General features: G+C 72.6%; 23 protein-coding genes. 20 read left to right on the top strand and 3 right to left on the bottom strand.

All coding sequences use genetic code 11. The annotated features are described in order from the left end of the window. Positions 1-26 precede the first annotated feature (26 nt). The 8 genes from ACIRB7_RS20080 to ACIRB7_RS20045 all read left to right on the top strand — a co-directional run bounded on the left by ACIRB7_RS20080 (position 27) and on the right by ACIRB7_RS20045 (position 8519). Positions 27-1136 (top strand): quinone-dependent dihydroorotate dehydrogenase, encoded by a 1110-nt coding sequence (locus ACIRB7_RS20080; protein ID WP_403600203.1) that lies wholly within the window; start codon positions 27-29, stop codon positions 1134-1136. After that, positions 1133-1978, top strand: a complete 846-nt coding sequence (pyrF, locus tag ACIRB7_RS20075) for an orotidine-5'-phosphate decarboxylase (RefSeq protein ID WP_403600201.1) — start codon at positions 1133-1135, stop codon at positions 1976-1978. The genes ACIRB7_RS20080 and pyrF overlap by 4 nt, the downstream gene beginning before the upstream one ends. A 331-nt stretch (positions 1979-2309) precedes the next feature. Beyond that, positions 2310-2633, top strand: coding sequence for an integration host factor (locus ACIRB7_RS20070; protein ID WP_030204477.1), 324 nt, complete (start codon positions 2310-2312; stop codon positions 2631-2633). A 72-nt stretch (positions 2634-2705) separates the two neighbouring features. Then, entirely contained in the window at positions 2706-3278 is a 573-nt protein-coding gene (gene gmk / locus ACIRB7_RS20065; RefSeq protein WP_403600198.1) for a guanylate kinase, read from the top strand. Positions 3279-3308: 30 nt separating this feature from the next. Then, on the top strand, positions 3309-3581 hold the full coding sequence (gene rpoZ / locus ACIRB7_RS20060) for a DNA-directed RNA polymerase subunit omega (protein ID WP_005319902.1): 273 nt from the start codon (positions 3309-3311) through the stop codon (positions 3579-3581). Between the two features lie 111 nt (positions 3582-3692). After that, positions 3693-4904 carry a bifunctional phosphopantothenoylcysteine decarboxylase/phosphopantothenate--cysteine ligase CoaBC gene (coaBC, locus tag ACIRB7_RS20055; RefSeq protein ID WP_403600195.1) on the top strand — a complete coding sequence of 404 codons (1212 nt, stop codon included), beginning with the start codon at positions 3693-3695 and terminating at the stop codon, positions 4902-4904. Positions 4905-5078: 174 nt separating this feature from the next. Beyond that, positions 5079-6287, top strand: a complete 1209-nt coding sequence (metK, locus tag ACIRB7_RS20050) for a methionine adenosyltransferase (RefSeq protein ID WP_351216155.1) — start codon at positions 5079-5081, stop codon at positions 6285-6287. A gap of 93 nt (positions 6288-6380) precedes the next feature. After that, positions 6381-8519: a primosomal protein N' gene (locus ACIRB7_RS20045; RefSeq protein WP_403600192.1), complete on the top strand. Its 2139-nt coding sequence runs from the start codon at positions 6381-6383 to the stop codon at positions 8517-8519. A 310-nt stretch (positions 8520-8829) separates the two neighbouring features. Here the strand turns inward: ACIRB7_RS20045 and ACIRB7_RS20040 are convergent, their stop codons facing one another. Next, positions 8830-9348, bottom strand: a complete 519-nt coding sequence (locus ACIRB7_RS20040) for a hypothetical protein (protein ID WP_403600189.1) — start codon at positions 9346-9348, stop codon at positions 8830-8832. Positions 9349-9574: 226 nt separating this feature from the next. Here ACIRB7_RS20040 and fmt point away from each other — a divergent pair, with 226 nt between their 5' ends. The 8 genes from fmt (at position 9575) to ACIRB7_RS20000 (ending at position 16868) form a co-directional block, all read left to right on the top strand. Beyond that, complete coding sequence (fmt, locus tag ACIRB7_RS20035) at positions 9575-10507, top strand: methionyl-tRNA formyltransferase (protein WP_403600186.1); 933 nt, start codon at positions 9575-9577, stop codon at positions 10505-10507. A gap of 5 nt (positions 10508-10512) precedes the next feature. After that, a complete protein-coding gene (locus ACIRB7_RS20030) occupies positions 10513-10845 on the top strand; it encodes a hypothetical protein (protein ID WP_403600184.1) in 333 nt (110 codons plus the stop codon). Positions 10846-10904: 59 nt separating this feature from the next. Further along, a complete protein-coding gene (locus ACIRB7_RS20025) occupies positions 10905-12317 on the top strand; it encodes an RsmB/NOP family class I SAM-dependent RNA methyltransferase (RefSeq protein WP_403600182.1) in 1413 nt (470 codons plus the stop codon). A 173-nt stretch (positions 12318-12490) separates the two neighbouring features. Then, a complete protein-coding gene (rpe, locus tag ACIRB7_RS20020) occupies positions 12491-13174 on the top strand; it encodes a ribulose-phosphate 3-epimerase (RefSeq protein ID WP_362224393.1) in 684 nt (227 codons plus the stop codon). A gap of 111 nt (positions 13175-13285) precedes the next feature. Continuing rightward, positions 13286-14335: a sugar-binding transcriptional regulator gene (locus tag ACIRB7_RS20015; protein ID WP_403600179.1), complete on the top strand. Its 1050-nt coding sequence runs from the start codon at positions 13286-13288 to the stop codon at positions 14333-14335. Positions 14336-14548: 213 nt separating this feature from the next. Further along, on the top strand, positions 14549-14962 hold the full coding sequence (locus ACIRB7_RS20010; protein ID WP_403600178.1) for a ribonuclease domain-containing protein: 414 nt from the start codon (positions 14549-14551) through the stop codon (positions 14960-14962). Then, positions 14959-15324: a barstar family protein gene (locus tag ACIRB7_RS20005; protein WP_403600175.1), complete on the top strand. Its 366-nt coding sequence runs from the start codon at positions 14959-14961 to the stop codon at positions 15322-15324. Before ACIRB7_RS20010 ends, ACIRB7_RS20005 begins: the two co-directional genes overlap by 4 nt. Positions 15325-15425: 101 nt before the next feature. Then, positions 15426-16868 carry a GuaB1 family IMP dehydrogenase-related protein gene (locus ACIRB7_RS20000; RefSeq protein WP_403600172.1) on the top strand — a complete coding sequence of 481 codons (1443 nt, stop codon included), beginning with the start codon at positions 15426-15428 and terminating at the stop codon, positions 16866-16868. Between the two features lie 88 nt (positions 16869-16956). Here ACIRB7_RS20000 and ACIRB7_RS19995 read toward each other — a convergent pair whose 3' ends face one another. Further along, positions 16957-18003, bottom strand: coding sequence for a GDSL-type esterase/lipase family protein (locus ACIRB7_RS19995; protein ID WP_403600169.1), 1047 nt, complete (start codon positions 18001-18003; stop codon positions 16957-16959). A 289-nt stretch (positions 18004-18292) separates the two neighbouring features. Between ACIRB7_RS19995 and ACIRB7_RS19990 the strand changes: the two genes are divergently transcribed. Both ACIRB7_RS19990 and ACIRB7_RS19985 read left to right on the top strand, forming a co-directional pair. Next, complete coding sequence (locus tag ACIRB7_RS19990; RefSeq protein ID WP_403600166.1) at positions 18293-19780, top strand: amino acid permease; 1488 nt, start codon at positions 18293-18295, stop codon at positions 19778-19780. A 10-nt stretch (positions 19781-19790) separates the two neighbouring features. Continuing rightward, positions 19791-20246 carry an Lrp/AsnC family transcriptional regulator gene (locus ACIRB7_RS19985; RefSeq protein ID WP_030204433.1) on the top strand — a complete coding sequence of 152 codons (456 nt, stop codon included), beginning with the start codon at positions 19791-19793 and terminating at the stop codon, positions 20244-20246. 37 nt (positions 20247-20283) lie between these two features. Here the strand turns inward: ACIRB7_RS19985 and ACIRB7_RS19980 are convergent, their stop codons facing one another. Continuing rightward, the gene (locus ACIRB7_RS19980) at positions 20284-20829 is read right to left on the bottom strand and encodes a Repetin (RefSeq protein WP_403600162.1); all 546 of its coding nucleotides are present in this window, start codon (positions 20827-20829) and stop codon (positions 20284-20286) included. Positions 20830-21110: 281 nt separating this feature from the next. Between ACIRB7_RS19980 and ACIRB7_RS19975 the strand changes: the two genes are divergently transcribed. Together ACIRB7_RS19975 and ACIRB7_RS19970 are read left to right on the top strand one after the other, a co-directional pair. Continuing rightward, positions 21111-21917 carry a carbon-nitrogen hydrolase family protein gene (locus ACIRB7_RS19975; protein WP_403600159.1) on the top strand — a complete coding sequence of 269 codons (807 nt, stop codon included), beginning with the start codon at positions 21111-21113 and terminating at the stop codon, positions 21915-21917. Positions 21918-21976: 59 nt separating this feature from the next. Then, complete coding sequence (locus tag ACIRB7_RS19970; protein WP_403600156.1) at positions 21977-23674, top strand: flavin monoamine oxidase family protein; 1698 nt, start codon at positions 21977-21979, stop codon at positions 23672-23674. Positions 23675-23684 lie beyond the last annotated feature (10 nt).

Below are 23684 nucleotides of genomic sequence, written 5' to 3'. Positions count from 1 at the left end.
TTCATGAGCACACCTGGACTCCCCACATGTACAAGTTCTTCTTCGACCTCGTCTTCAAGCGGATGGACCCCGAGAAGGCCCACTACCTGGCCTTCCGCTGGATCCGGCTCGCCGCCCGCGTCCCCGTGCTCCGGACCTTCGTCGCCGCCGTCCTCGCGCCCCGCCACAAGGAGCTGCGCACCGAGGCCCTGGGCCTGCGGATGCACGGCCCCTTCGGGCTCGCCGCCGGCTTCGACAAGAACGCCGTCGCCATCGACGGCATGTCGATGCTCGGCTTCGACCACGTCGAGATCGGCACGGTCACCGGCGAGGCCCAGCCCGGCAACCCCAAGAAGCGCCTCTTCCGGCTCGTCCCGGACCGCGCCCTGATCAACCGCATGGGCTTCAACAACGAGGGCTCCGCCGCCGTCGCCGAACGCCTCCACGCGCGCGTACCGGTGTTCAGGACCGTCGTCGGCGTCAACATCGGCAAGACCAAGGTCGTCCCCGAGGCCGACGCCGCCGCCGACTACGTGAAGTCGACCGAGCGCCTCGCCGCGCACGCCGACTACCTGGTCGTGAACGTCTCCTCGCCGAACACCCCCGGCCTGCGCAACCTCCAGGCCACCGAATCCCTGCGCCCGCTCCTCACGGCCGTACGGGAAGCGGCCGACCGCACGGTCACCGACCGCCGCGTCCCGCTCCTGGTCAAGATCGCCCCGGACCTGGCCGACGAGGACGTCGACGCGGTCGCCGACCTCGCCCTCGAGCTCGGTCTCGACGGCATCATCGCCACCAACACCACCATCGCGCGCGAGGGCCTCGGCCTGGCGTCCGACCCGGCCCTGATCAAGGAGACCGGCGGCCTCTCCGGCGCACCCGTCAAGGCGCGCTCCCTCGCCGTCCTGCGCCGCCTCCACGCGCGCGTGGGCGACCGCCTGGTCCTCGTGGGCGTCGGCGGCATCGAGAACGCCGAGGACGCCTGGCAGCGCATCCTGGCCGGCGCCACCCTGATCCAGGGCTACAGCGCCTTCATCTACGAGGGCCCGTTCTACGCCCGCGCGATCCACAAGGGCCTCGCCGCGCGCCTCGCCGCCTCCCCGTACGCCACCCTCGCCGAGGCCGTCGGCGCCGACAACCGAAAGGCCGCCAAGTGACCCTCTCCTTCGGTACCCGGCTGCGCTCCGCCATGGACGAGCGCGGCCCGCTCTGCGTCGGCATCGACCCGCACGGCGCCCTCCTCGACTCCTGGGGCCTGACCGACGACATCGCCGGTCTCGAACGCTTCACCTTCACCGTCGTGGAGGCGCTCGCGGACACCGTGGCCGTCTTCAAGCCGCAGTCCGCCTTCTTCGAGCGCTTCGGCTCGCGGGGCATCGCCGTCCTGGAGCGCGCCGTCGCCGATCTGCGCGCCGCGGGCGGCCTCGTCGTCATGGACGCCAAGCGCGGTGACATCGGCTCCACCATGGCCGCGTACGCCGAGACCTTCCTGCGCGAGGGCTCCCCGCTCTTCTCCGACGCGCTCACGGTCTCCCCGTACCTCGGCTACGGCTCCCTGAAGCCGGCCGTCGACCTGGCCCGCGAGTCCGGCGCCGGCCTCTTCGTCCTGGCCCTCACCTCCAACCCGGAGGGCGCGGAGGTCCAGCGGGCGGTCCGCACCGACGACCCGGCCGGCCGCACGATCGGCGCGACCATGCTGGCCCACCTCGCCGCCGAGAACGCGGGGGAGACCCCGATGGGCTCCTTCGGCGCGGTCGTCGGCGCCACCCTCGGCGACCTGTCCTCGTTCGACCTGGACATCAACGGCCCCCTCCTCGCCCCCGGCATCGGCGCCCAGGGCGCGACCCCGGCCGACCTCCCCGCCGTCTTCGGCGCCGCGGTCGGCAACGTCGTCCCGAACGTCAGCCGCGGGGTCCTGCGGCACGGTCCGGACGCGACCGCCCTGCGGGACTCGGCTCTCCGGTACGCGGACGAGATCCGCGCGGCCGTCGGCGCGTAACGGGCTCCGCGGGTAATCCGCAGGTGGGAGCCGGAGCGCCCTCGTTTCGGAGCTGTTTCGGCCCGGTGAGACGAACCGTCTCACCGGGCCGTCTCACTCCTTGACGAAAACTTGGCGCAAAACCGGGTCGTTATGCCGGAAAAGTCCCGGTCGGTCGATGCTGACCAGGACTTTTCCGCTGTTCTCGCTGACTGGAGCGGCCTCGGCCGCTAGTCTCCGGGGCAGAGCAGGCGTTCAACGCCCCCTGCGTTGTTCGTTGCTCCACTGGTGTGGGGCACTGGGTTCCTCACCGGTCCGTATCCGACAGATCGACATCCGAGGTGACGTAGGCGTGGCTCTTCCGCCCCTTACCCCTGAACAGCGCGCAGCCGCGCTCGAGAAGGCCGCCGCGGCTCGCCGGGAGCGGGCCGAGGTCAAGAATCGACTCAAGCACTCCGGCGCCTCTCTTCACGAGGTCATCAAGACCGGCCAGGAGAACGACGTCATCGGCAAGATGAAGGTCTCCGCGCTGCTCGAGTCGCTCCCCGGCGTGGGCAAGGTCCGCGCCAAGCAGATCATGGAGCGCCTCGGCATCTCCGAGAGCCGCCGGGTGCGCGGTCTCGGCTCCAACCAGATCGCCTCCCTGGAGCGCGAGTTCGGCAGCACCGGCGCCTGACTTTCCGGGACATTTCCGGCATGCGGCGTCCTCCCTGCGCAAGCGGGGGTGAACCACTGGAATAATCGCTGCATGGCAGCAGAGGTACGTCCGCGGCTGACCGTGCTCTCCGGCCCCTCAGGGGTCGGCAAGAGCACGGTCGTCGCTCATATGCGCAAGGTCCACCCCGAGGTCTGGCTCTCGGTGTCGGCGACGACACGGAAGCCCCGCCCCGGCGAGAAGCACGGCGTCCACTACTTCTTCGTGACGGACGACGAGTTCGACAAGCTGATCGCCAACGGTGAGCTCCTCGAGTGGGCCGAGTTCGCGGGCAACCGATACGGCACCCCGCGGGGCGCCGTTCACGAGCGCCTCGACGCCGGCGAGCCCGTGCTCCTGGAGATCGATCTCCAGGGCGCCCGCCAGGTCAAGGACTCGATGTCCGAGTCGCAGCTGGTCTTCCTGGCCCCGCCGAGCTGGGAGGAGCTGGTCCGCCGCCTCACCGGGCGCGGCACCGAGTCGGCCGAGGTGATCGAGCGCCGGCTGGCGGCCGCGAAGGTCGAACTGGCCGCCGAGTCGGAGTTCGACACCACCCTTGTCAACACCTCCGTCGAGGACGTCGCACGTGAGCTGCTAACGTTGATGCTGTTGACTTCTGGGGAATGATCCCTGGTTCCCATCTTCGGAAGGTAGAGCGTGTCCTCTTCCATCACCGCGCCCGAGGGCATCATCAACCCGCCGATCGACGAGCTGCTCGAGGCCACGGACTCGAAGTACAGCCTCGTGATCTACGCGGCCAAGCGCGCGCGTCAGATCAACGCGTACTACTCCCAGCTCGGCGAGGGCCTGCTGGAGTACGTGGGTCCGCTGGTCGACACCCACGTCCACGAGAAGCCGCTCTCGATCGCCCTGCGCGAGATCAACGCGGGTCTGCTGACGTCCGAGGCCATCGAGGGCCCGGCTCAGTAAGCACGTAGCACTTGTAACGCTTGTCACCACAGGCCCGGCGGAACATCCGCCGGGCCTGTGGTGTCTCATGAAGTCGTACGCATCCGATTCCCCAGGGGAGCTGTGACAGTCGTGGCCAAGCCGAAGGTCGTTCTGGGCGTCAGCGGCGGCATCGCCGCCTACAAGGCGTGCGAGCTGCTGCGGAGGCTGACCGAGTCGGGTCACGACGTGCGCGTCGTCCCCACCGACTCCGCCCTCCACTTCGTCGGCGAGGCCACCTGGTCCGCGCTCTCCGGCCACCCGGTCTCGACCGAGGTGTGGGAGACCGTCCACGAGGTGCCGCACGTGCGGATCGGCCAGGGCGCCGACCTCGTCGTCGTCGCCCCCGCCACCGCCGACATGCTCGCCAAGGCCGCCCACGGCCTCGCCGACGACCTGCTCACCAACACGCTGCTGACCGCGCGCTGTCCCGTCGTCTTCGCCCCCGCCATGCACACCGAGATGTGGGAGCACCTGGCGACCCAGGAGAACGTGGCGACCCTGCGCCGCCGCGGCGCCGTCGTCATCGAACCCGCCGTGGGCCGCCTCACCGGCGTCGACACCGGCAAGGGTCGACTGCCCGACCCGGCGGAGATCTTCGAGGTCTGCCGGAGGATCCTCAGCCGCGGCACCGTCGCCCCCGACCTCGCCGGACGTCATGTCGTGGTCAGCGCGGGCGGCACCCGCGAGCCCCTCGACCCCGTCCGCTACCTGGGCAACCGCTCCTCCGGGAAGCAGGGCTACGCCCTCGCGCGGGCCGCCGCCGCCCGCGGGGCCCGGGTCACCCTCGTCGAGGCCAACACCGGCATCCCCGACCCGGCCGGCGTCGACGTCGTCCACGTCGGCACCGCGCTCCAGCTCCGCGAGGCCGTGCTCAAGGCCGTCGCCGACGCCGACGCGGTGGTCATGGCGGCCGCCGTCGCCGACTTCCGTCCGGCCGCCTACGCCTCCGGGAAGATCAAGAAGAAGGACGACGGCGGCGCCCCCACCGTCGAGCTGGTCCGCAACCCCGACATCCTGGCCGAGCTCGCCGCCGACCGCGCCCTGCCGGGCCAGGTCGTCGTCGGCTTCGCCGCCGAGACCGACGACGTCCTCGCCAACGGACGCGAGAAGCTCCGCCGCAAGGGCTGCGACCTCCTCGTCGTCAACGAGGTGGGGGAGCGCAAGACCTTCGGCTCCGAGGAGAACGAGGCCGTCGTGCTCGCCTCGGACGGCGCCGAGACCCCCGTACCGTACGGTCCGAAGGAAGCGCTCGCCGAGACGGTCTGGGACCTGGTCGTGCCGCGACTGCGCGCCACGACCTGACGACGGAAGAGACCGGAACGAGCCGGATTCACCCGGCCAGGGCATTCGCCAGGCGAGACACCTGGTCCATCGCCCGACCACGACCGATAGACTGTCCACGGAACGTCTTGGGGCGCAGCCCCCTGCCGGTCCGTCAACGAAGAGCCAGCAGCCGCTGCAACCCCAGGGAGCGTTGTGTCCCGTCGTCTGTTCACCTCGGAGTCCGTCACCGAGGGACACCCCGACAAGATCGCTGACCAGATCAGCGACACCATTCTCGACGCGCTGCTGCGCGAGGACCCCACCTCGCGCGTCGCCGTCGAGACGCTGATCACCACCGGCCTCGTGCACGTCGCCGGTGAGGTGACCACCAAGGCGTGGGCGGACATCCCGACCCTCGTCCGGAACAAGATCCTCGAGATCGGTTACGACTCCTCGAAGAAGGGCTTCGACGGCGCCTCCTGCGGCGTGTCGGTGTCCATCGGGTCTCAGTCCCCGGACATCGCCCAGGGCGTGGACACCGCGTACGAGAAGCGGGTCGAGGGCGATGAGGACGAGCTGGACAAGCAGGGCGCGGGCGACCAGGGCCTGATGTTCGGCTACGCGTCGGACGAGACCCCCGAGCTGATGCCGCTGCCGATCCACATCGCGCACCGGCTTTCCCGCCGGCTGACCGAGGTCCGCAAGAACGGCACCATCCCGTACCTGCGCCCCGACGGCAAGACCCAGGTCACCATCGAGTACGACGGCGACAAGGCCGTCCGTCTCGACACGGTCGTCGTCTCCTCGCAGCACGCCTCCGACATCGACCTGGAGTCGCTGCTCGCGCCCGACATCCGCGAGTTCGTCGTCGAGCACGTGCTCGCGCAGCTCGTCGAGGACGGCATCAAGCTCGACACCGAGGGTTACCGCCTCCTGGTGAACCCGACCGGCCGCTTCGAGATCGGCGGCCCGATGGGCGACGCCGGCCTCACCGGCCGCAAGATCATCATCGACACCTACGGCGGCATGGCCCGCCACGGTGGCGGCGCCTTCTCCGGCAAGGACCCGTCCAAGGTCGACCGCTCGGCCGCCTACGCCATGCGCTGGGTCGCCAAGAACGTCGTCGCCGCCGGCCTCGCCGCGCGCTGCGAGGTCCAGGTCGCCTACGCGATCGGCAAGGCCGAGCCCGTCGGACTCTTCGTCGAGACCTTCGGCACCAACACCGTCGAGAACGAGAAGATCGAGAACGCCATCGCCGAGGTCTTCGACCTCCGCCCGGCCGCGATCATCCGCGACCTCGACCTGCTCCGCCCGATCTACTCCCAGACCGCCGCCTACGGCCACTTCGGCCGCGAGCTGCCGGACTTCACCTGGGAGCGCACGGACCGCGTGGACGCCCTCAAGCAGGCCGCGGGCCTGTAGGCCCCTGCTGTACGCGACCGAAGCCCGGCGCCCCCTGGGGGCGGCCGGGCTTCGCTCTGCCCGCTGTCGGTGGCGTCTGGTAGGTATGGGGCTGTGAGCAGCGAGAACGAGAGGTCCGAGGAGCCCGCCGAGCCCGAGCAGCTCGCGCTCATCCGCGAGACCGTGCGGAAGGCCAAGGTGCCGCGGGCCAAGCCGCGGACCTGGCGGGGGGCCGCCCTCGCCAAGGAACTGCCCGTGGCCCGGGTCGTGGTGGACAAGGGGTCGCTCCACCTCGACCAGTTCTTCGACTACGCGGTGCCCGAGGAGCTGGACGAGACGGCGCGGCCCGGCGTGCGGGTGCGGGTGCGCTTCGGCGCGGGCGCCCACCAGGTCAAGAACGGCCGGCGGGAGGGCGGACGGCTCATCGACGGCTTCCTCGTCGAGCGGCGGGCCACCTCCGACTACTCGGGACCCCTTGCCGCGCTCGCCGACGTCGTCTCACCGGAGCCGGTCCTCGGCCCCGAGCTGCTCGGGCTCGCCCGTGCCGTCGCCGACCGGTACGCGGGAAGCCTGGCGGACGTGCTCACCCTCGCCGTGCCGCCGCGCAGCGCCCGCGCCGAGGGCCGCCCGTCCCCCGAGCCGCTGCCGCCGCCGGCCGCGCCGGAGCCGGGGAGCTGGACGCGGTACGAGCGAGGGCCCGCCTTCCTGGACTCCCTCGCGAGCGGCGGGGCACCCCGGGCCGTGTGGAACGCGCTGCCGGGACCGTACTGGGCCGAGGAGATCGCCCGCGCCGTGGCCGCCACCCTGGCCTCCGGCCGGGGAGCGCTCGTCGTCGTACCCGACGGACGGGCGGCGGGGCGCGTCGACGCGGCGCTCACCACGGTCCTGGGGGAGGGGCGGCACGCGCTGCTCACCGCCGAGGCGGGCCCCGAGAAGCGGTACGAGCAGTGGCTCGCGGTGCGGCGCGGGGCGGTGCGGGCGGTCGTCGGCACCCGGGCGGCGATGTTCGCCCCCGTACGTGACCTCGGTCTCGTCGTCATCTGGGACGACGGCGACGGCAGCCACAGTGAGCTGCACGCCCCGCAGCCGCACGCGCGCGAGGTGCTGCTGCTCCGCGCCGCCCACGACCGGTGCGCCTTCCTCCTCGGCAGTACCGGCTGCACCGTCGAGGCCGCCCAGCTCGTCGAGTCCGGATGGGCGAAGGCGCTGAACGCCGGACGGGAGCAGGTCCGCAGGGCCGCCCCGCTGATCCGGACCGTCGGCGACGGGGAACTCGCCCGCGACGAGGCCGCGCGCGCCGCCCGGCTGCCCTCGCTGGCCTGGCAGACCGTACGGGAGGGGCTGAAGACCGGGCCGGTGCTCGTCCAGGTGCCCCGGCGCGGATACGTACCGAGGCTGGCCTGCGAGCGGTGCCGGACGCCCGCCCGCTGCCGCCACTGCGCGGGGCCCCTTGAGGCCCCCGAGCAGCGCGAGCTGCACTGCGGTTGGTGCGGCCGCGGCGCCCCCGACTGGCACTGCCCGGCGTGCGGCTCGACGCGGCTGCGGGCCCAGGTGGTCGGCGCGCGGAGGACGGCGGAGGAGCTCGGCCGGGCGTTTCCGGCGGTGCCGGTCCGGACCTCGGGGCGGGACCACGTCCTGGACAGCGTGCCGGGGCGCCCCGCGCTCGTCGTGTCCACCCCCGGCGCCGAGCCCGTCGCCGAAGGCGGCTACGCGGCCGCGCTGCTCCTCGACGGCTGGGCCATGCTCGGCCGGCCCGACCTGCGGGCGGGCGAGGAGGCGCTGCGCCGCTGGATCGACGCGGCCTCGCTCGTACGGGGCCAGGCCGAGGGCGGCACCGTGGTCGTGGTCGCCGAGCCGACGCTCCGGCCGGTCCAGGCGCTGGTCCGCTGGGACCCGGTCGGGCACGCCCAGCGGGAGCTGGCCGAGCGGGCCGAGCTGGGCTTCCCGCCGGTGTCCCGGATGGCCGCGGTGACGGGCCCCCCGGAGGCCGTCGAAAGCTTCCTGGCGGGGGCAGGGCTCCCCCCGGACGCCGAGGTGCTCGGCCCGGTGCCGCTGCCCGTGGTCAGGCCAGGCGGCCCGCGCCGCCCCGGGGACCCGCCGCCGGGCGAGCAGTGGGACCGCGCCCTGGTCCGGGTCCCACCCGGCAGCGGCGCGGCCCTGGCGGCGGCGCTCAAGCAGGCACGAGCGGGCCGGCTCGCCCGGGGCGGCGGGGACCCGGTGCGGATCCGGGTCGACCCGCCGGACATCGGCTGAGGGTCGCGGGCGGCGGGGCGGCGGGGACGGGCCGGCCGCCCGCACCAGCCAGGCGGTGGGGATGGCGGGCACGGGCCGGGGCACGCGGGAACGGCCGCCTGCCGCTGCCGGGCGACGGGGGCCGGGCACGGCCGGGCATGCGGACGGCCGCCTGCCACTACCGGGCGGTGGGGGCGCCGAGTACCGGCCGGGGCTGCGGGACGGCCGCCCGCCCCAGCCGGGCGGTGGGGGCGGGAGCACACCGCCCGGGCACGCGGGACGGCCGCCTGCCCCCGGTGGGGTGGGCGGCCGTTCGGATGGGCCTGAGTCGTCAGCCGTTGCGCGGGCCCGGGAAGGCCGGCGGGCGCGGGTCCTCGCGGAGGGCGGCGCTGCCCGAGGTGGGCTGCGGGGGCATCGAGCGGGCCGCGGGGACCGAGGGGAGCGTGCGGGTCACGCCCGGCTCGACGATCGGTTCCTGGTCGACGACCGCGCCCGGCTGGGGCGCGCGGCGGGCACCGTAGCGGCGGTGGACGGCCTGCTTGGTGACTCCGAGCGCGGAGCCCACCGCGTCCCAGGAGAAGCCGAGCGAGCGGTCGAAGTCGACCGCGGCGGTCACCAGCGTCTCGACGCTGTCCCGCAGCTCCTGGGCGAGCCGTACGGTCGGGGCGGGGGCCCGCCCGTAGACGACGAAGCCCGTGGACGGGCCGGAGCGGCGAGGGCGGTAGACATTGCCCAGCTGGGCCGTGAGCGTGCGCAGTGCGTCCACCTGCCGCCGGACCCGCTCGATGTCCCGCACCAGCAGGTGCAGACTCGCCCGAGCCTGGGCGTCGTGGGTTGCGTGGTCGGCCATGTGAAAGCCTCTCGAACCGGCATGTAAGGGGAAGGGCCGCAAGGGGAACGGCGACCCGATTCGGTCAATCTCTCTTGACCAACGCGCCACCCGGAGTTGGGTCACGCTGCGGGGGCGTACACGCATATGCGCGGGGCGCTCGTCCTCCCGTACGCCCCCTCCGTAAGACCCCCCTAGACTGGTGCGCTGCCCGTAAAGCCCCCGGACAGACAGGCAGTCGCCACCCATGAAGCTCGTCTTCGCAGGCACCCCCGAGGTCGCCGTACCCGCCCTGGACGCCCTGCTCTCCTCCGGCCGGCACGAGGTCGCCGCCGTGATCACCCGGCCGGACGCGCCGGCGGGGCGCGGCCGGCGGCTCGTCGCCAGCCCGGTGGCCCAGCGGGCGGAGGAGGCCGGGATCGAGGTCCTCAAGCCGGCCAGGCCCCGTGACGAGGAGTTCCTCGCCCGGCTGCGGGAGATCGCGCCGGACTGCTGCCCGGTCGTCGCGTACGGCGCGCTGCTGCCGAAGGTCGCCCTCGACATCCCGGCCAGGGGCTGGGTCAACCTGCACTTCTCGCTGCTGCCGGCGTGGCGGGGCGCGGCGCCCGTGCAGCACTCGCTGATGGCGGGTGACCAGGTGACGGGCGCGTCGACCTTCCTGATCGAGGAGGGGCTCGACTCGGGGCCGGTGTACGGCGTCGTCACCGAGGACGTCCGTCCGACCGACACGAGCGGCGACCTGCTCACCCGGCTCGCGTTCGCGGGCGCCGGGCTGCTCGCCGCGACCATGGACGGCATCGAGGACGGGGCGCTCCAGGCGGTCCCGCAGCCCGCCGAGGGCGTCACCCTCGCCCCGAAGATCCAGGTCGAGGACGCGCACGTCGACTTCGCCGCCCCCGCGCTCCGGGTCGACCGGGTGGTCCGCGGCTGCACCCCGGCCCCCGGCGCTTGGACCGTCTTCCGCGGAGAGCGCCTCAAGCTGATCCAGGTCACCCCGCTGCCGGACCGCACCGACCTCGCCCCGGGCGAGCTCGCGGCCGGCAAGAACAACGTGCACGCGGGCACCGGCTCGTACGCCGTCGAACTCCTCTGGGTCCAGCCCCAGGGCAAGAAGCCGATGAAGGCGGCCGACTGGGCCCGCGGGGTCCGGATCGCGCCTGGTGAGCGGCTGGGCGCGTAGCGGGGGTGCTGCCCCTGCCCGAGGGCTCCTGGTGGGACTGGGAGGTCCGCTCCTACGACGGCAGCCGACTCACCCTGGCCGCCGGCCACGACCTCTCGTACCACCACGGGCTCGAAGTCGTCTTCACGGACACCCTCTACGTCCGGTGTCCGACGCACTTCATGGACCCGGAATTCCGCGCGCCCACGCCGGGGGAGCGTGCGGAGGTCGCCCGTCTCGTCGGTGCCGAGCCGCCCGTGCTCGTCGCCTTCGAGGCGGACGGCGGCGGCACCGAGCCCGCCGTGTGCCTGATCGCGGCCGAGGACTGGGCGATCCGTCAGGGGCGTTTTCCCCGGTAGACGTCGGCGGACGTAGGCTTGGGGGGTTGGACCTCTTCTTTTCTTCACGCGGAGCACCTTTGAGCGAGCAGGCACGTCGCCGTCCCCCCAAGCCCTACCGGCGGCCCCAGAAGGACCCCGTCCGGATGCTCGCCTTCGAGGCGTTGAGGGCGGTGGACGAGCGGGACGCCTACGCGAACCTGGTGCTGCCGCCGCTGCTGAAGAAGGCTCGGGAGCAGGGCGACTTCGACACGCGGGACGCGGCGCTCGCGACCGAGCTCGTGTACGGGACGCTGCGCCGCCAGGGGACGTACGACGCGATCATCTCCGCCTGCATCGACCGCCCCCTGCGCGAGGTCGACCCGCCCGTGCTCGACGTGCTCGCGCTCGGCGCGCACCAGCTGCTCGGGACCCGGATCCCCACCCACGCCGCCGTCTCCGCCAGCGTCGAGCTGGCCCGGGTGGTGCTCGGCGACGGGCGGGCCAAGTTCGTGAACGCCGTCCTGCGGAAGATCTCGCAGCAGGACCTCGACGCCTGGGTGGCGCAGGTCGCCCCGCCGTACGACAAGGACCCCGAGGACCACCTCGCCGTCGTCCACTCGCACCCCCGCTGGGTCGTCTCGGCGCTCTGGGACTCCCTCGGCGGCGGCCGCGCCGGGATCGAGGACCTCCTGGAGGCCGACAACGAGCGCCCCGAGGTCACCCTCGTCGCCCGCCCCGGCCGCTCCACCACGGAGGAGCTCGCCGCGGCCACCGAGACCCTGCCGGGCCGCTGGTCCCCGTACGCCCTGCGGATGGCCGAGGGCGGCGAGCCCGGCGCCATCGAGGCGGTGAAGGACGGCAGCGCCGGCGTGCAGGACGAGGGCAGCCAGCTCGTCGCGATCGCCCTCGCGAACGCGCCCCTCGACGGCCCCGACTCCCGCTGGCTCGACGGCTGCGCGGGTCCCGGCGGCAAGGCCGCGCTGCTCGCCGCCCTCGCCTCCGAGCGGGGCGCCTTCCTGCTCGCCTCCGAGAAGCAGCCGCACCGCGCCCGCCTCGTCGAGCGCGCGCTCGCGGGCAACCCCGGCCCGTACCAGGTGATCGCCGCCGACGGCACCCGCCCGCCCTGGCGTCCCGGCTCCTTCGACCGGGTCCTCATGGACGTACCGTGCTCGGGCCTCGGCGCCCTGCGCCGCCGCCCCGAGGCCCGCTGGCGCCGCCGCCCCGACGACCTGGACGGCTTCGCCCCGCTCCAGCGCGCGCTCCTCACCGAGGCGCTGAGCGCCGTGCGCGTCGGCGGAGTCGTGGGGTACGCGACCTGCTCGCCGCATCTGGCGGAGACCCGGGTGGTCGTCGACGACGTCCTGAAGAAGGTCGGCGGCGCCGAACTGATCGACGCCCGCCCGCTGCTGCCGGGCGTACCGGCGCTCGGCGAAGGACCCGACCTCCAGCTCTGGCCGCATCTGCACGGCACGGACGCCATGTATCTGGCGCTGATCCGCCGGACCGCCTGACCCGCTGACCGCCGGACCGCCTGACCATTTGGGCGGCGAGGCCCACCGCCCCGCCCGCAATCTCCCGGTCTGTACGGGTCACCGGCTCGTCACTTCGTACCGAAAGTGGTCTGGACCGGTACCGAAACCGCTCGGCGGCAAAGAAGTACCCAAGAACGTGGGAGGCTTGGCACATGGCGCAGATCAACCCCAGCATCCTGTCCGCGGACTTCGCCCGGCTCGCCGAGGAGGCGAAGGCCGTCGACGGGGCGGACTGGCTGCACGTCGACGTGATGGACAACCACTTCGTGCCCAACCTCACCCTGGGCGTACCGATCGTGGAGTCGCTCGCCCGCGCGACCGACACGCCCCTCGACTGCCACCTGATGATCGAGGACCCCGACCGCTGGGCGCCCCAGTACGTGGAGGCCGGCGCCGGCTCGGTGACCTTCCACGTCGAGGCCGCGGCCGCGCCCGTCCGGCTCGCGCGCGAGATCCGGGCCAAGGGCGCGCGGGCCTCGATGGCACTCAAGCCGGCCACGCCCATCGAGCCGTACGAGGACCTGCTCCCCGAGCTCGACATGCTGCTGATCATGACGGTCGAGCCCGGCTTCGGCGGTCAGGCCTTCCTCGACATCATGCTGCCCAAGATCCGCCGTACCCGGGAGCTGATCTCCAAGCACGGTCTCGAGCTGTGGCTCCAGGTCGACGGCGGGGTCGCCGAGTCCACGATCGAGCGGTGCGCCGAGGCCGGCGCCGACGTCTTCGTCGCGGGTTCCGCGGTCTACGGCGCGGCGGACCCCGCCGCCGCCGTCGCCTCCCTCAGGGCCCGCGCGGACGCCGTGACGGCCACCGCCCCCTGGGCGTGTGGCCACTGAGCCTCCGGCGGATGAACGCGGCCCGTCGGGCTGCCGACAGGACTGATCAAGGCCCGCCGGATCTGACAGGATGGAACGGCGCGTCCAGAGTGTGAACGTAAACAGCGGTACGTGAACGGCAGTGAGGAGATCGCGGTGGCGGGTATGTCGGCGGGACGGTCAGCCCTGCGGATGGGCCCCGCGGAGCTGGTGCAGGCGGCGGCCATGGCCCGCCGCTTCTACCTCGAGGGCAAGTCGAAGATCCAGATCGCCGAGGAGTTCGGCGTGAGCCGCTTCAAGGTGGCCCGGGTCCTGGAGACCGCCCTCGAGCGCGACCTCGTGCGCATCGAGATCCGCGTACCGGCCGAGCTGGACGCCGAGCGCTCCGACGCGCTCCGCGCCCGGTACGGGCTCCGTCACGCCGTCGTCGTCGAGTCCCCGGCGGAGGGCGAGGACGAGTCGCCCGACCCGGAGAACCTCGGCGAGGTCGCGGCCGACCTGCTCGGCGAGCTGGTCGCCGAGGGAGACGTCCTGGGCCTGGCCTGGGGCCGCTCCACCATCCACATGGCGGCGGCCCTCGACCGGCTGCCGCCGTGCACGGTCGTCCAGCTCACCGGGGTGTACGACGCCGGGACCGCCGAGCGCGGCTCCGTCGAGGCGGTACGCCGCGCCGCCCAGGTCTCCGGCGGCGAGGCCCACCCGATCTACGCGCCGATGCTGCTGCCCGACCCGGCGACGGCGGCCGCCCTGCGCAGCCAGACCGGTATCGCGCGGGCCTTCGAGTACTTCGACAAGGTGACCGTCGCCTGCGTCTCCATCGGCTCCTGGGAGCCGGGCATCTCCACCGTCCACGACATGCTCTCCGACGAGGAGCGCGCCCACTACGCCTCGCTCGGCGTCGCCGCCGAGATGTCCGCGCACCTCTTCGACGCCGAGGGCCGCCGGGTCGGCCGTGACCTGGGCGAGCGCTGCATCACCGTCGAGGCGGACCGGCTGCGCCGCATCCCCGAGGTCGTGGCGATCGCGGGCGGGCAGCGCAAGGCGGCGGCGATCGGCGCGGTGCTCCGCTCCGGCCTCGTCACCAGCCTGGTGACCGACCGGGCCGCGGCGGACTTCCTGCTCACCGACTCGAGCCCGGGCACGCACCCGGCACTCGACCGGACGGACCCGGACGGCATCTGAGGCCTCGACAGAGGTCGGACCCGCCGACTGAGGCGGGCGCGTCAGCACGGCGCGCGGGCGGGGCCCGCAGCGGCAGCCGCAGCCGCAGCCGCCGCTGCCGGCGGACCCGCGCCCGCTGAGGCGGCGCGTCCGCCCCGCGCGCCACCCCGCGCGTCCGCCCCCCCGCGCGTCCGCCCCCCCCGCGGCCGGTGGCGCGGTGGCAGCATCGGGGCCATGACCCTCAGGTGCGCACGGGCCGCGCTCGCGCTGTTCGCCGGCCTCTCGCTCCTCCTCACCGGGTGCTCGGGCGGCGGCGAGACCGCCTCCGCCCCGCGCAGCGTCTCCGCATCCCCGAGCAGGGCCTCCACGCTGCCGGTGGTCCAGGCGGCGGATCTGCCACCCGAGGCACGGGAGGCGCTGGCGCTCATCGCGCGCGGTGGGCCCTTCCCGTACGCCAAGGACGGCGCCGTGTTCGGCAACTTCGAGCGGATCCTGCCGCGGCGCCCGCGCGGCCACTACCACGAGTACACGGTCAGGACGCCCGGCGAACGGGATCGCGGGGCCCGACGCATCGTCACCGGCCTGAGCGGGGAGACGTACTACACCGACGACCACTACCAGAGCTTCCGGGAGGTGGTCGGAGCATGAACGCGACCCACCGCACGGGCCACGGGGCCCCCGACCTGTCCCGCCCCGTCGTGCTCGACCTGCACGGAGTCACCGACAAGACCACCTTCATGAACCGCTGCGTGCGCGCCCTCCCGCTGCCGGTCTGGTTCGGGCACAACTGGGACGCCCTCGCCGACTGCCTCGCCGATATGGGTCGCCCCATGGCGATCGTGGTCACCGGCTGGCAGGCTTATGCCGAGGCCAGCCCCGACGAGTGGGCGACCGCCGAGGAGGTCTTCTCCGCGGCGGCCCGCGCCGGCGTCGAAGGCCTCACCGTCCTCCTCTCGCTCGGTGGCTTGGAGGATCCGACAGGCGAGCCCCCGCGAGGCTCGGACGATTAGCCCGGGGTCGGTATCCGTACCGGCGTGGGAGAATGAACTACGTGCTTTTTCCCCTGGCTGAAATGCCTAGGGGCCGATCCGAACGACTGGGATGTCAGCACGTGCGTTTCCTCAATGACGTCAAGCCGCCCTACGACCTGACGTACGACGATGTGTTCATGGTGCCGAGCCGCTCGGCCGTCGGTTCCCGCCAGGCGGTGGACCTCTCCTCGCCCGACGGAAGCGGGACGACGATCCCGCTGGTCGTCGCCAACATGACCGCCATCGCCGGCCGCCGGATGGCCGAGACCGTCGCCCGCCGTGGCGGCATCGTCGTCATCCCGCAGGACATCCCGATCGAGGTCGTCACCGACGTCATCGCCTGGGTCAAGAGCCGCCACCACGTCCTCGACACCCCGATCGTCCTCGAGCCGCACCAGACCGTCGCCGACGCGCTGTCGCTGCTGCCCAAGCGCGCCCACGACGCCGGTGTCGTCGTCGACGAGAACCGCCGCCCGGTGGGTGTCGTCACGGACGCCGACCTCTCCGGCGTGGACCGCTTCACCCAGCTCTCCGAGGTCATGTCCAGGGACCTGCTGCTCCTGGACGCCGACATCGACCCGCGCGAGGCGTTCAACACCCTCGACGCGGCCAACCGCCGCTACGCCCCGGCCGTCGACGCGGACGGCAGGCTCGTCGGCATCCTCACCCGCAAGGGCGCGCTGCGCGCGACGCTCTACAGCCCGGCCGTCGACAAGAACGGGCAGCTGCGCATCGCCGCCGCCGTCGGCATCAACGGCGACGTGGCGGGCAAGGCCAAGCAGCTCCTCGACGCCGGCGTCGACACGCTGGTCATCGACACCGCCCACGGCCACCAGGAGTCGATGATCTCCGCCATCCGGACCGTACGGGCGCTCGACCCGCACGTCCCGATCGTCGCGGGCAACATCGTCGCCGCCGAGGGCGTCAAGGACCTCATCGAGGCGGGCGCCGACATCATCAAGGTCGGCGTCGGCCCCGGCGCCATGTGCACCACCCGCATGATGACCGGCGTCGGCCGCCCGCAGTTCTCGGCCGTCCTGGAGTGCGCCGCCGAGGCGAAGAAGCACGGCAAGCACGTCTGGGCCGACGGCGGTGTCCGGCACCCGCGCGACGTCGCCATGGCGCTCGCCGCCGGTGCGTCCAACGTGATGATCGGCTCCTGGTTCGCCGGTACGTACGAGTCCCCCGGCGACCTCCAGCACGACGCCAAGGGGCGCGCGTACAAGGAGTCCTTCGGCATGGCCTCCGCGCGCGCGGTCCGGAACCGGACCTCCGAGGAGTCCTCCTACGACCGTGCCCGCAAGGCGCTGTTCGAGGAGGGCATCTCCACCTCGCGCATGTTCCTCGACCCGGCCCGCCCGGGCGTCGAGGACCTGATCGACTCGATCATCGCGGGCGTCCGCTCCTCCTGCACCTACGCCGGTGCCGGCTCGCTCGCCGAGTTCGAGGAGAAGTCCGTGGTCGGTATCCAGTCCGCCGCGGGCTACGCCGAGGGCAAGCCGCTGCACGCCAGCTGGAGCTAGTCGCTCGTCGTCGTCGTACGCCGTGGGCCCCCGGGACATCGTTCCCGGGGGCCCACGGCGTTCCCGTATCCGGTCGGCGCCCTCCCGGCTACGAGGCGGGCACGTACGGGCGTAGCGCCTCCGCCACCGCCGTCGCGATCCGCGCATGGCCCCGGTCGTCCGGGTGCAGCCCGTCCGCCAGGTGCTCCGGGCCGAGCAGCGGCCGCCCCGGCAGCACCAGGAGCCGTCCGTCGCCCTCCGCCGCCAGGTCCCGGCCCGCCCGCTCCATGGCCCTGCGCAGCTCCGTGAGGGTGGCTCCCAGGGCGTTACGGGTGTGCTCGGCCTCCGGGCGCAGGACGGGCGAGACGATGAGCAGGGGGGCGTCAGGGTGCCCCTGGCGCACGAGGCCGACGAACGCCCGGACGGTGGCGTACAGCCAGTCGGCCGTCGCGGGCACCCGGGACCAGCAGTTCGTGCCGAACGCGAGCGTGATCACCTCGCCGGGCAGCCGCGCCAACTGCTCGGCGAGCGGGAGTTCGCCCCGCGCCCCGCCCGCGTACCCGAGGTTCACCGCGTCGAGCCCGAGCAGCCGTCCCGCCGTCGCGGGCCAGGAGTGGGCGGGCCGGGTCGACCACCAGCCCTCGGTGATCGAGTCGCCGTGGACCAGCCACCGGGGCCGGACCGGGGCGGGGGAGAGGCCGCCGCCGACGGCCCGCAGGGCGAGCGGCACCGGGGCCTGCCCCTCCGGGAGGTGGAGGGTGAAGACGCCGCCGCCCGGAGGCAGCGGGAGAGTGACGGTGGCCTCGGCGGCCGGGGCGGCGCAGGTCTCGCCGACGAACCGCGTCCCGCTCCACAGGGCGAAGCAGTGGCGCAGCCCGGCGAGCGGGTCGCCCGCCTCCGGGACGGTGGCCCGGTACCGCAGCCGCACCGCGCGCGTACCGGGCTCGGCGGTGAACTCGAGCCGTACGCCGATGGGCAGCGCGGCCCGCTCGGCGATGTCCCACGGCAGCCGGTCCAGGTCGGCGGGATCCGCCCGCACGGGCCGGCCGCCGTCCAGCCAGGCCGTACCGCGCAGGAAGGGTGCCGGGTCGTGCCAGCCCTCCGGGGCCTCCGTCCGAGGGGTGGTCAGGGGCTTGCTGCGTCGGTCATCGGTCATGAGGAGTCCTTGCGCGCGCGGGGGCCGGTTCACACCCGGATGTGTCGATTCATGCGGGGGCGCGCAATGTTTCCCCGTCCGGGCCCGAAGTGCGCAATGATCATCCGGTACTGCGCAACAACCCTGCATTACGAGTGCGAACCCCGGGCGTTTAGGCTCGTGCCTCGTACCAGGAGTGGCGGCGACCGTCTGCTCGGCGGTTCCCCTTCCCCCGTGGGCCTGACTCGTCATGTCCACGCACCGCCGCGGTCCTCGCCCCGCCTACAGGCAGCGATAAGGAGCCTCCGCAGTGCTGGACCACGGCGCAGCCCCACCGGTCGTCGACACGGCCACCCCCAAGACCTCCGCCCTCGGCGCGCTCACCCGTCGCAAGCCGGTGGAACAGCTGGTCGCAGAGGGTGGACAGGGCGAGGGAGGCAACCTCCGCCGCTCGCTCTCCATGTGGCAGCTGACCATGATCAGCATCGGTGCCACGCTCGGCACCGGCATCTTCGTCGTCCTCGGCGACGCCGTCCCCGAGGCCGGTCCCGCGGTCACCCTCGCCTTCGCCATCGCGGGCCTCGCGGCCCTCTTCTCGGCCCTCTCGTACGCCGAGCTGGCCGGCTCCATACCGGTGGCGGGTTCCTCCTACTCGTACGCTTACGCAACGATGGGTGAACTCGTCGCCTGGGTCTGCGGCTGGTGCCTGGTCCTGGAGTACGGAGTCTCGGTCGCCGCCGTGGCCGTCGGCTGGGGCGAGTACCTCAACGAGCTGCTCGACGGCACCATCGGCGTCACCATCCCCGCGATGCTCTCCTCGGCTCCGGGCGAGGGCGGCGTGATCAACCTGCCCGGGCTCATCGTGGTGCTGCTCGCCATGGTGTTCCTGCTCGGCGGCGCCCGTGAGTCCGCCGTGGTCAACACGATCATGGTCTTCGTGAAGATCGCCGCGCTCGTGCTCTTCTGCGCCATCGGCTTCATGGGCTTCAAGTCCGGCAACTACGCCGACTTCATGCCGCTCGGCATGGCCGGCGTCGGTGCCGCCGGGGCCACCCTCTTCTTCTCGTACATCGGCTTCGACGCCGCCTCCACCGCCGGTGAGGAGGCGAAGAACCCCAAGCGCGACCTGCCCCGCGCGATCATGCTGTCGCTGCTCATCGTCACCGTGCTCTACGTCGCGGTCGCGGCCGTCGCCGTCGGCGCGTGGAACTGGAAGGACTTCGACGGCTCCGAGGCCACTCTCGCCGCGATCATGAACGACGTCAGCGGCCAGAAGTTCTGGGGCACCCTGCTCGCCGCCGGCGCCGTCATCTCGATCGCCAGCGTGGTGCTCACCGTCCTCTACGGCCAGACCCGCGTGCTCTTCGCGATGTCCCGTGACGGCCTCGTCCCCAAGGTCTTCGCCAAGGTCAACGCCAAGACCGGCACCCCCCGCGTCAACACCGTCATCGTGTCGCTGTTCTGTGGCGCCCTCGCCTCCGTCATCCCGCTGGGCAAGCTCGTCGACGCCACCAGCATCGGCACCCTCTTCGCCTTCGCCCTGGTCAACGTCGCGGTGATCGTGCTGCGCCGCACCCGCCCGACCATGGACCGCACCTTCCGCGTGTCGCTCGGCTGGACCTTCCCGATCCTCGGCTTCCTGGCCTGCGCGTACCTCATGTACCACCTGGACGCGGTCACCTGGGCGGTCTTCGGTTGCTGGATGGCCGCGGGCCTCGTGTTCTACTTCCTGTACGGCATGCGCCGCTCCCGACTGGCCACCGCGCCGGTCGTGGCAGGGACCTCAGCAGAGAAGTGATCCACCCGTAGTGCGACTCAACGACCTCGACGAACGCATCGTCCACGCCCTCGCGGAAGACGCCCGCCGCAGCTACGCCGACATCGGCTCGCTCGTCGGACTCTCCGCGCCCGCCGTGAAGCGGCGCGTGGACCGGCTCCGGGCCGAGGGCGCCATCACCGGCTTCACCGTACGGGTGGACCCGGCGGCGCTCGGCTGGGAGACCGAGGGCTTCGTCGAGATCTACTGCCGCCACAACACCTCGCCGAACGACATCCGGCGAGGTCTGGAGCGGTACCCCGAGGTGGTGTCCGCGTCGACCGTCACCGGCGACGCGGACGCCGTCGTCCAGGTCTTCGCCTCGGACATGCGGCACTTCGAACGGGTCCTGGAGCGGATCGCGGGCGAGCCGTTCGTGGAGCGCACCAAGTCCGTCCTGGTGCTCTCGCCGCTGCTGCGGCGCTTCTCCTCCGGCTCGCCCGCGTAGCCCTACCGGCGTAGCCCTGCCGGAGCCGTCCCCGCGGTCACTCCGTCGGGTAGTCGAACCTCCACGGCAGGACGTGGAAGTCGCCGGTGCCGGGCGTGACCCTCTCGTACGGCGCCGCGCTGTTGCACGGCGGCACCTCGTCCTTCGTCGGGTCGGAGGCGAGCCAGCTGTAGCCGAGCCGATCGTGCTTGCCGTCGTCGTGCACCGACACCCCGACCCGCTTGTCCTTGAGCCCGGGTACGTCGGTCTCGACGACGACGCCCGTCACGGTGGCCACCTTCCCGCCCGTCGCGAGGCAGTCGACCTCCACGGTGGCGGAGCCGCCCTTGCCGTCCTTGTAGTGGCTGTAGCGGAACGTGCCCGTGGCCTTCAACGGATCGTTCCGATCCTTCGCCGCCAGATGCGCGTCGAACGTGAAGGTGATGTCGTCCCCGGCCGGCCGGTACAGCTCGGCCGAGCCGGTCAGCGCCGCCGCCTCCCGGGGGGCGCCCTTCCCGTCCCCCGAGGCGACGGCGGAGCCCGCGGCCCCCGCCGTGATCAGCAGGGCGGCGGCGAGGGCGGCGATCTTCGTGCGACGGTTCATGGCGATCCGGTCCTTCTCGTTGAGGTCTTCCCGACGACCACCACTCTTCCGCGCGGCCCGCGCCGGGACGTCGCGCCCGGGAACGGTTCCCCTCTCCGCCGCGCGGCGGGGCACCCGTACGACCCCGGTCGGAGCCGTACGCAACGAATCGCCGCGTGATCCTCGGATCGCGCAACGGTTCGACGGTCGGTCCGCAACGCTCCCGGCTTGTCCCGGCAGAGCGCGGAACCGTACCGTTTTTGACGTCTTCCCCTTGTACTTTCGACCCCCGAGGATCACTCATGCCCGCGCTGCGCGTCGCCCTGCTCCAGAGCTCCGGCGAGCTCGGTGACGTGGCCGCCAACCTCAAGATCCTCGACGAGGCCGCCGCCCGCGCGGCCGCCGCGGGCGCGGGCGTGCTGCTCGCCCCCGAGCTCTTCCTCACCGGGTACGCCATCGGCGCCGACATGGCACGCCTGGCCGAACCGGCCGACGGCCCCTCCGCCCGCGCCGTCGCGGCCATCGCCGTGCGCCACGGCCTGGCCGTCGGCTACGGCTACCCGGAGCGGAACACCGAGCGGCACGGGGTGCTCCACAACTCCGCCCAGCTCATCGGCGCCGACGGCGAGGTGCTCGCGCGGTACCGGAAGACCCACCTCTACGGCGGCTTCGAGACCCAGTGGTTCACGCCGGGCGAGGAGAGCGTCGTGCAGGCGGAGCTCGGCGGGCTCACCGTCGGCCTGATGATCTGCTACGACGTCGAGTTCCCCGAGAACGTCCGGGCGCAGGCGCTGGCCGGTACGGACCTCCTCCTCGTACCGACCGCCCTCATGCACCCCGCCGAGATCGTCGCCGAGTCCGTCGTGCCCGTACGCGCCTTCGAGAACCAGCTCTACATCGCGTACGCCAACCGGACCGGTCCCGAGGGCGACTTCGAGTTCGTCGGCCTCTCCACCCTCGCCGGCCCCGACGGCACCGCCCGCGCCCGCGCCGGCCGCGGCGAGGACCTCGTGGTCGGCGACGTCGACCCCGCCTTCCTGGCGGCCTCGCGGGCGGGCAACCCGTACCTCGCCGACCGCCGCCCCGGGCTCTACGGCTCCCTCGTCTGAGCCGCCCCTCCCGCCTTCCCGACCTGCCTCACCTTTTCCGTGCAAGGAGTCCGTACCCCATGACGTCCACGGTGCCCACGACCGCCGTCCCCCACAGCGACGGCCAGCCGCCGATCACCATGTTCGGTCCGGACTTCCCGTACGCCTACGACGACTTCCTGGCCCACCCGGCCGGGCTCGGCCAGATACCGGCCACCGAGCACGGCACCGAGGTCGCCGTCATCGGCGGCGGGCTCTCCGGGATCATCGCCGCGTACGAGCTGATGAAGATGGGCCTCAAGCCCGTCGTCTACGAGGCCGACCAGATCGGCGGCCGACTGCGCACCGTCGGCTTCGAGGGCACCGCCACCGAAGGCCTCACCGCCGAGATGGGCGCGATGCGCTTCCCGCCCTCCTCGACCGCGCTCCAGCACTACATCGACCTGGTCGGCCTGGAGACCACGCCCTTCCCGAACCCGCTGGCCGAGTCGACCCCGTCGACCGTCGTCGACCTCAAGGGCGAGTCCCACTACGCCACCACCGTCGACGACCTCCCGCAGGTCTACCGCGACGTGATGAACGCGTGGAACGCCTGCCTGGACGAGGGCGCCGACTTCTCCGACATGAACCAGGCCATGCGCGAGCGTGACGTCCCGCGCATCCGCGAGATCTGGTCGAAGCTCGTCGAGAAGCTCGACAACCAGACCTTCTACGGCTTCCTCTGCGAGTCGGAGTCCTTCAAGTCCTTCCGGCACCGGGAGATCTTCGGCCAGGTCGGCTTCGGCACCGGCGGCTGGGACACCGACTTCCCCAACTCCATCCTGGAGATCCTCCGCGTCGTCTACACCGAGGCCGACGACCACCACCGCGGCATCGTGGGCGGCTCGCAGCAGCTGCCGCTGCGCCTGTGGGAGCGCGAGCCGGAGAAGATCGTCCACTGGGCGCAGGGCACCTCGCTCAGCTCCCTGCACGAGGGCGCCCCGAAGCCGGCCGTGACCCGGCTGAACCGGACCGCGGGCAACCGGATCACCGTCACCGACGCCTCCGGCGACATCCGCACGTACCAGGCGGCGATCTTCACCGCCCAGTCCTGGATGCTGCTCTCCAAGATCGCCTGTGACGACTCGCTCTTCCCGATCGACCACTGGACCGCCATCGAGCGCACCCACTACATGGAGAGCTCCAAGCTCTTCGTGCCCGTGGACCGGCCGTTCTGGCTGGACAAGGACGAGGAGACCGGACGGGACGTCATGTCGATGACGCTGACCGACCGGATGACCCGTGGCACGTACCTCCTGGACGACGGCCCGGACAAGCCGGCCACGATCTGTCTCTCGTACACCTGGTGCGACGACAGCCTGAAGTGGCTGCCTCTCTCCGCGAACGAGCGGATGGAGGTCATGCTGAAGTCGCTCGGCGAGATCTACCCGAAGGTCGACATCCGGAAGCACATCATCGGCAACCCGGTGACCGTCTCCTGGGAGAACGAGCCCTACTTCATGGGCGCGTTCAAGGCGAACCTGCCGGGTCACTACCGCTACCAGCGGCGCCTGTTCACCCACTTCATGCAGGACCGGCTGCCCGAGGACAAGCGGGGCATCTTCCTCGCCGGTGACGACATCTCCTGGACGGCCGGCTGGGCCGAGGGCGCGGTGCAGACGGCGCTCAACGCCGTCTGGGGCGTGATGCACCACTTCGGCGGCACCACCGACGGCACCAACCCGGGCCCGGGTGACGTGTACGAGGAGATCGCCCCGGTCGAGCTGCCGGAGGACTGATCCCCGTACG

It is taken from the genome of Streptomyces sp. NPDC093795 (assembly GCF_044764665.1).
Classification (GTDB): Bacteria; Actinomycetota; Actinomycetes; order Streptomycetales; family Streptomycetaceae; genus Streptomyces.
The sequence above is the reverse complement of the archived record's forward strand: the minus strand, read 5'-3'. Positions and strand labels throughout refer to the sequence as shown.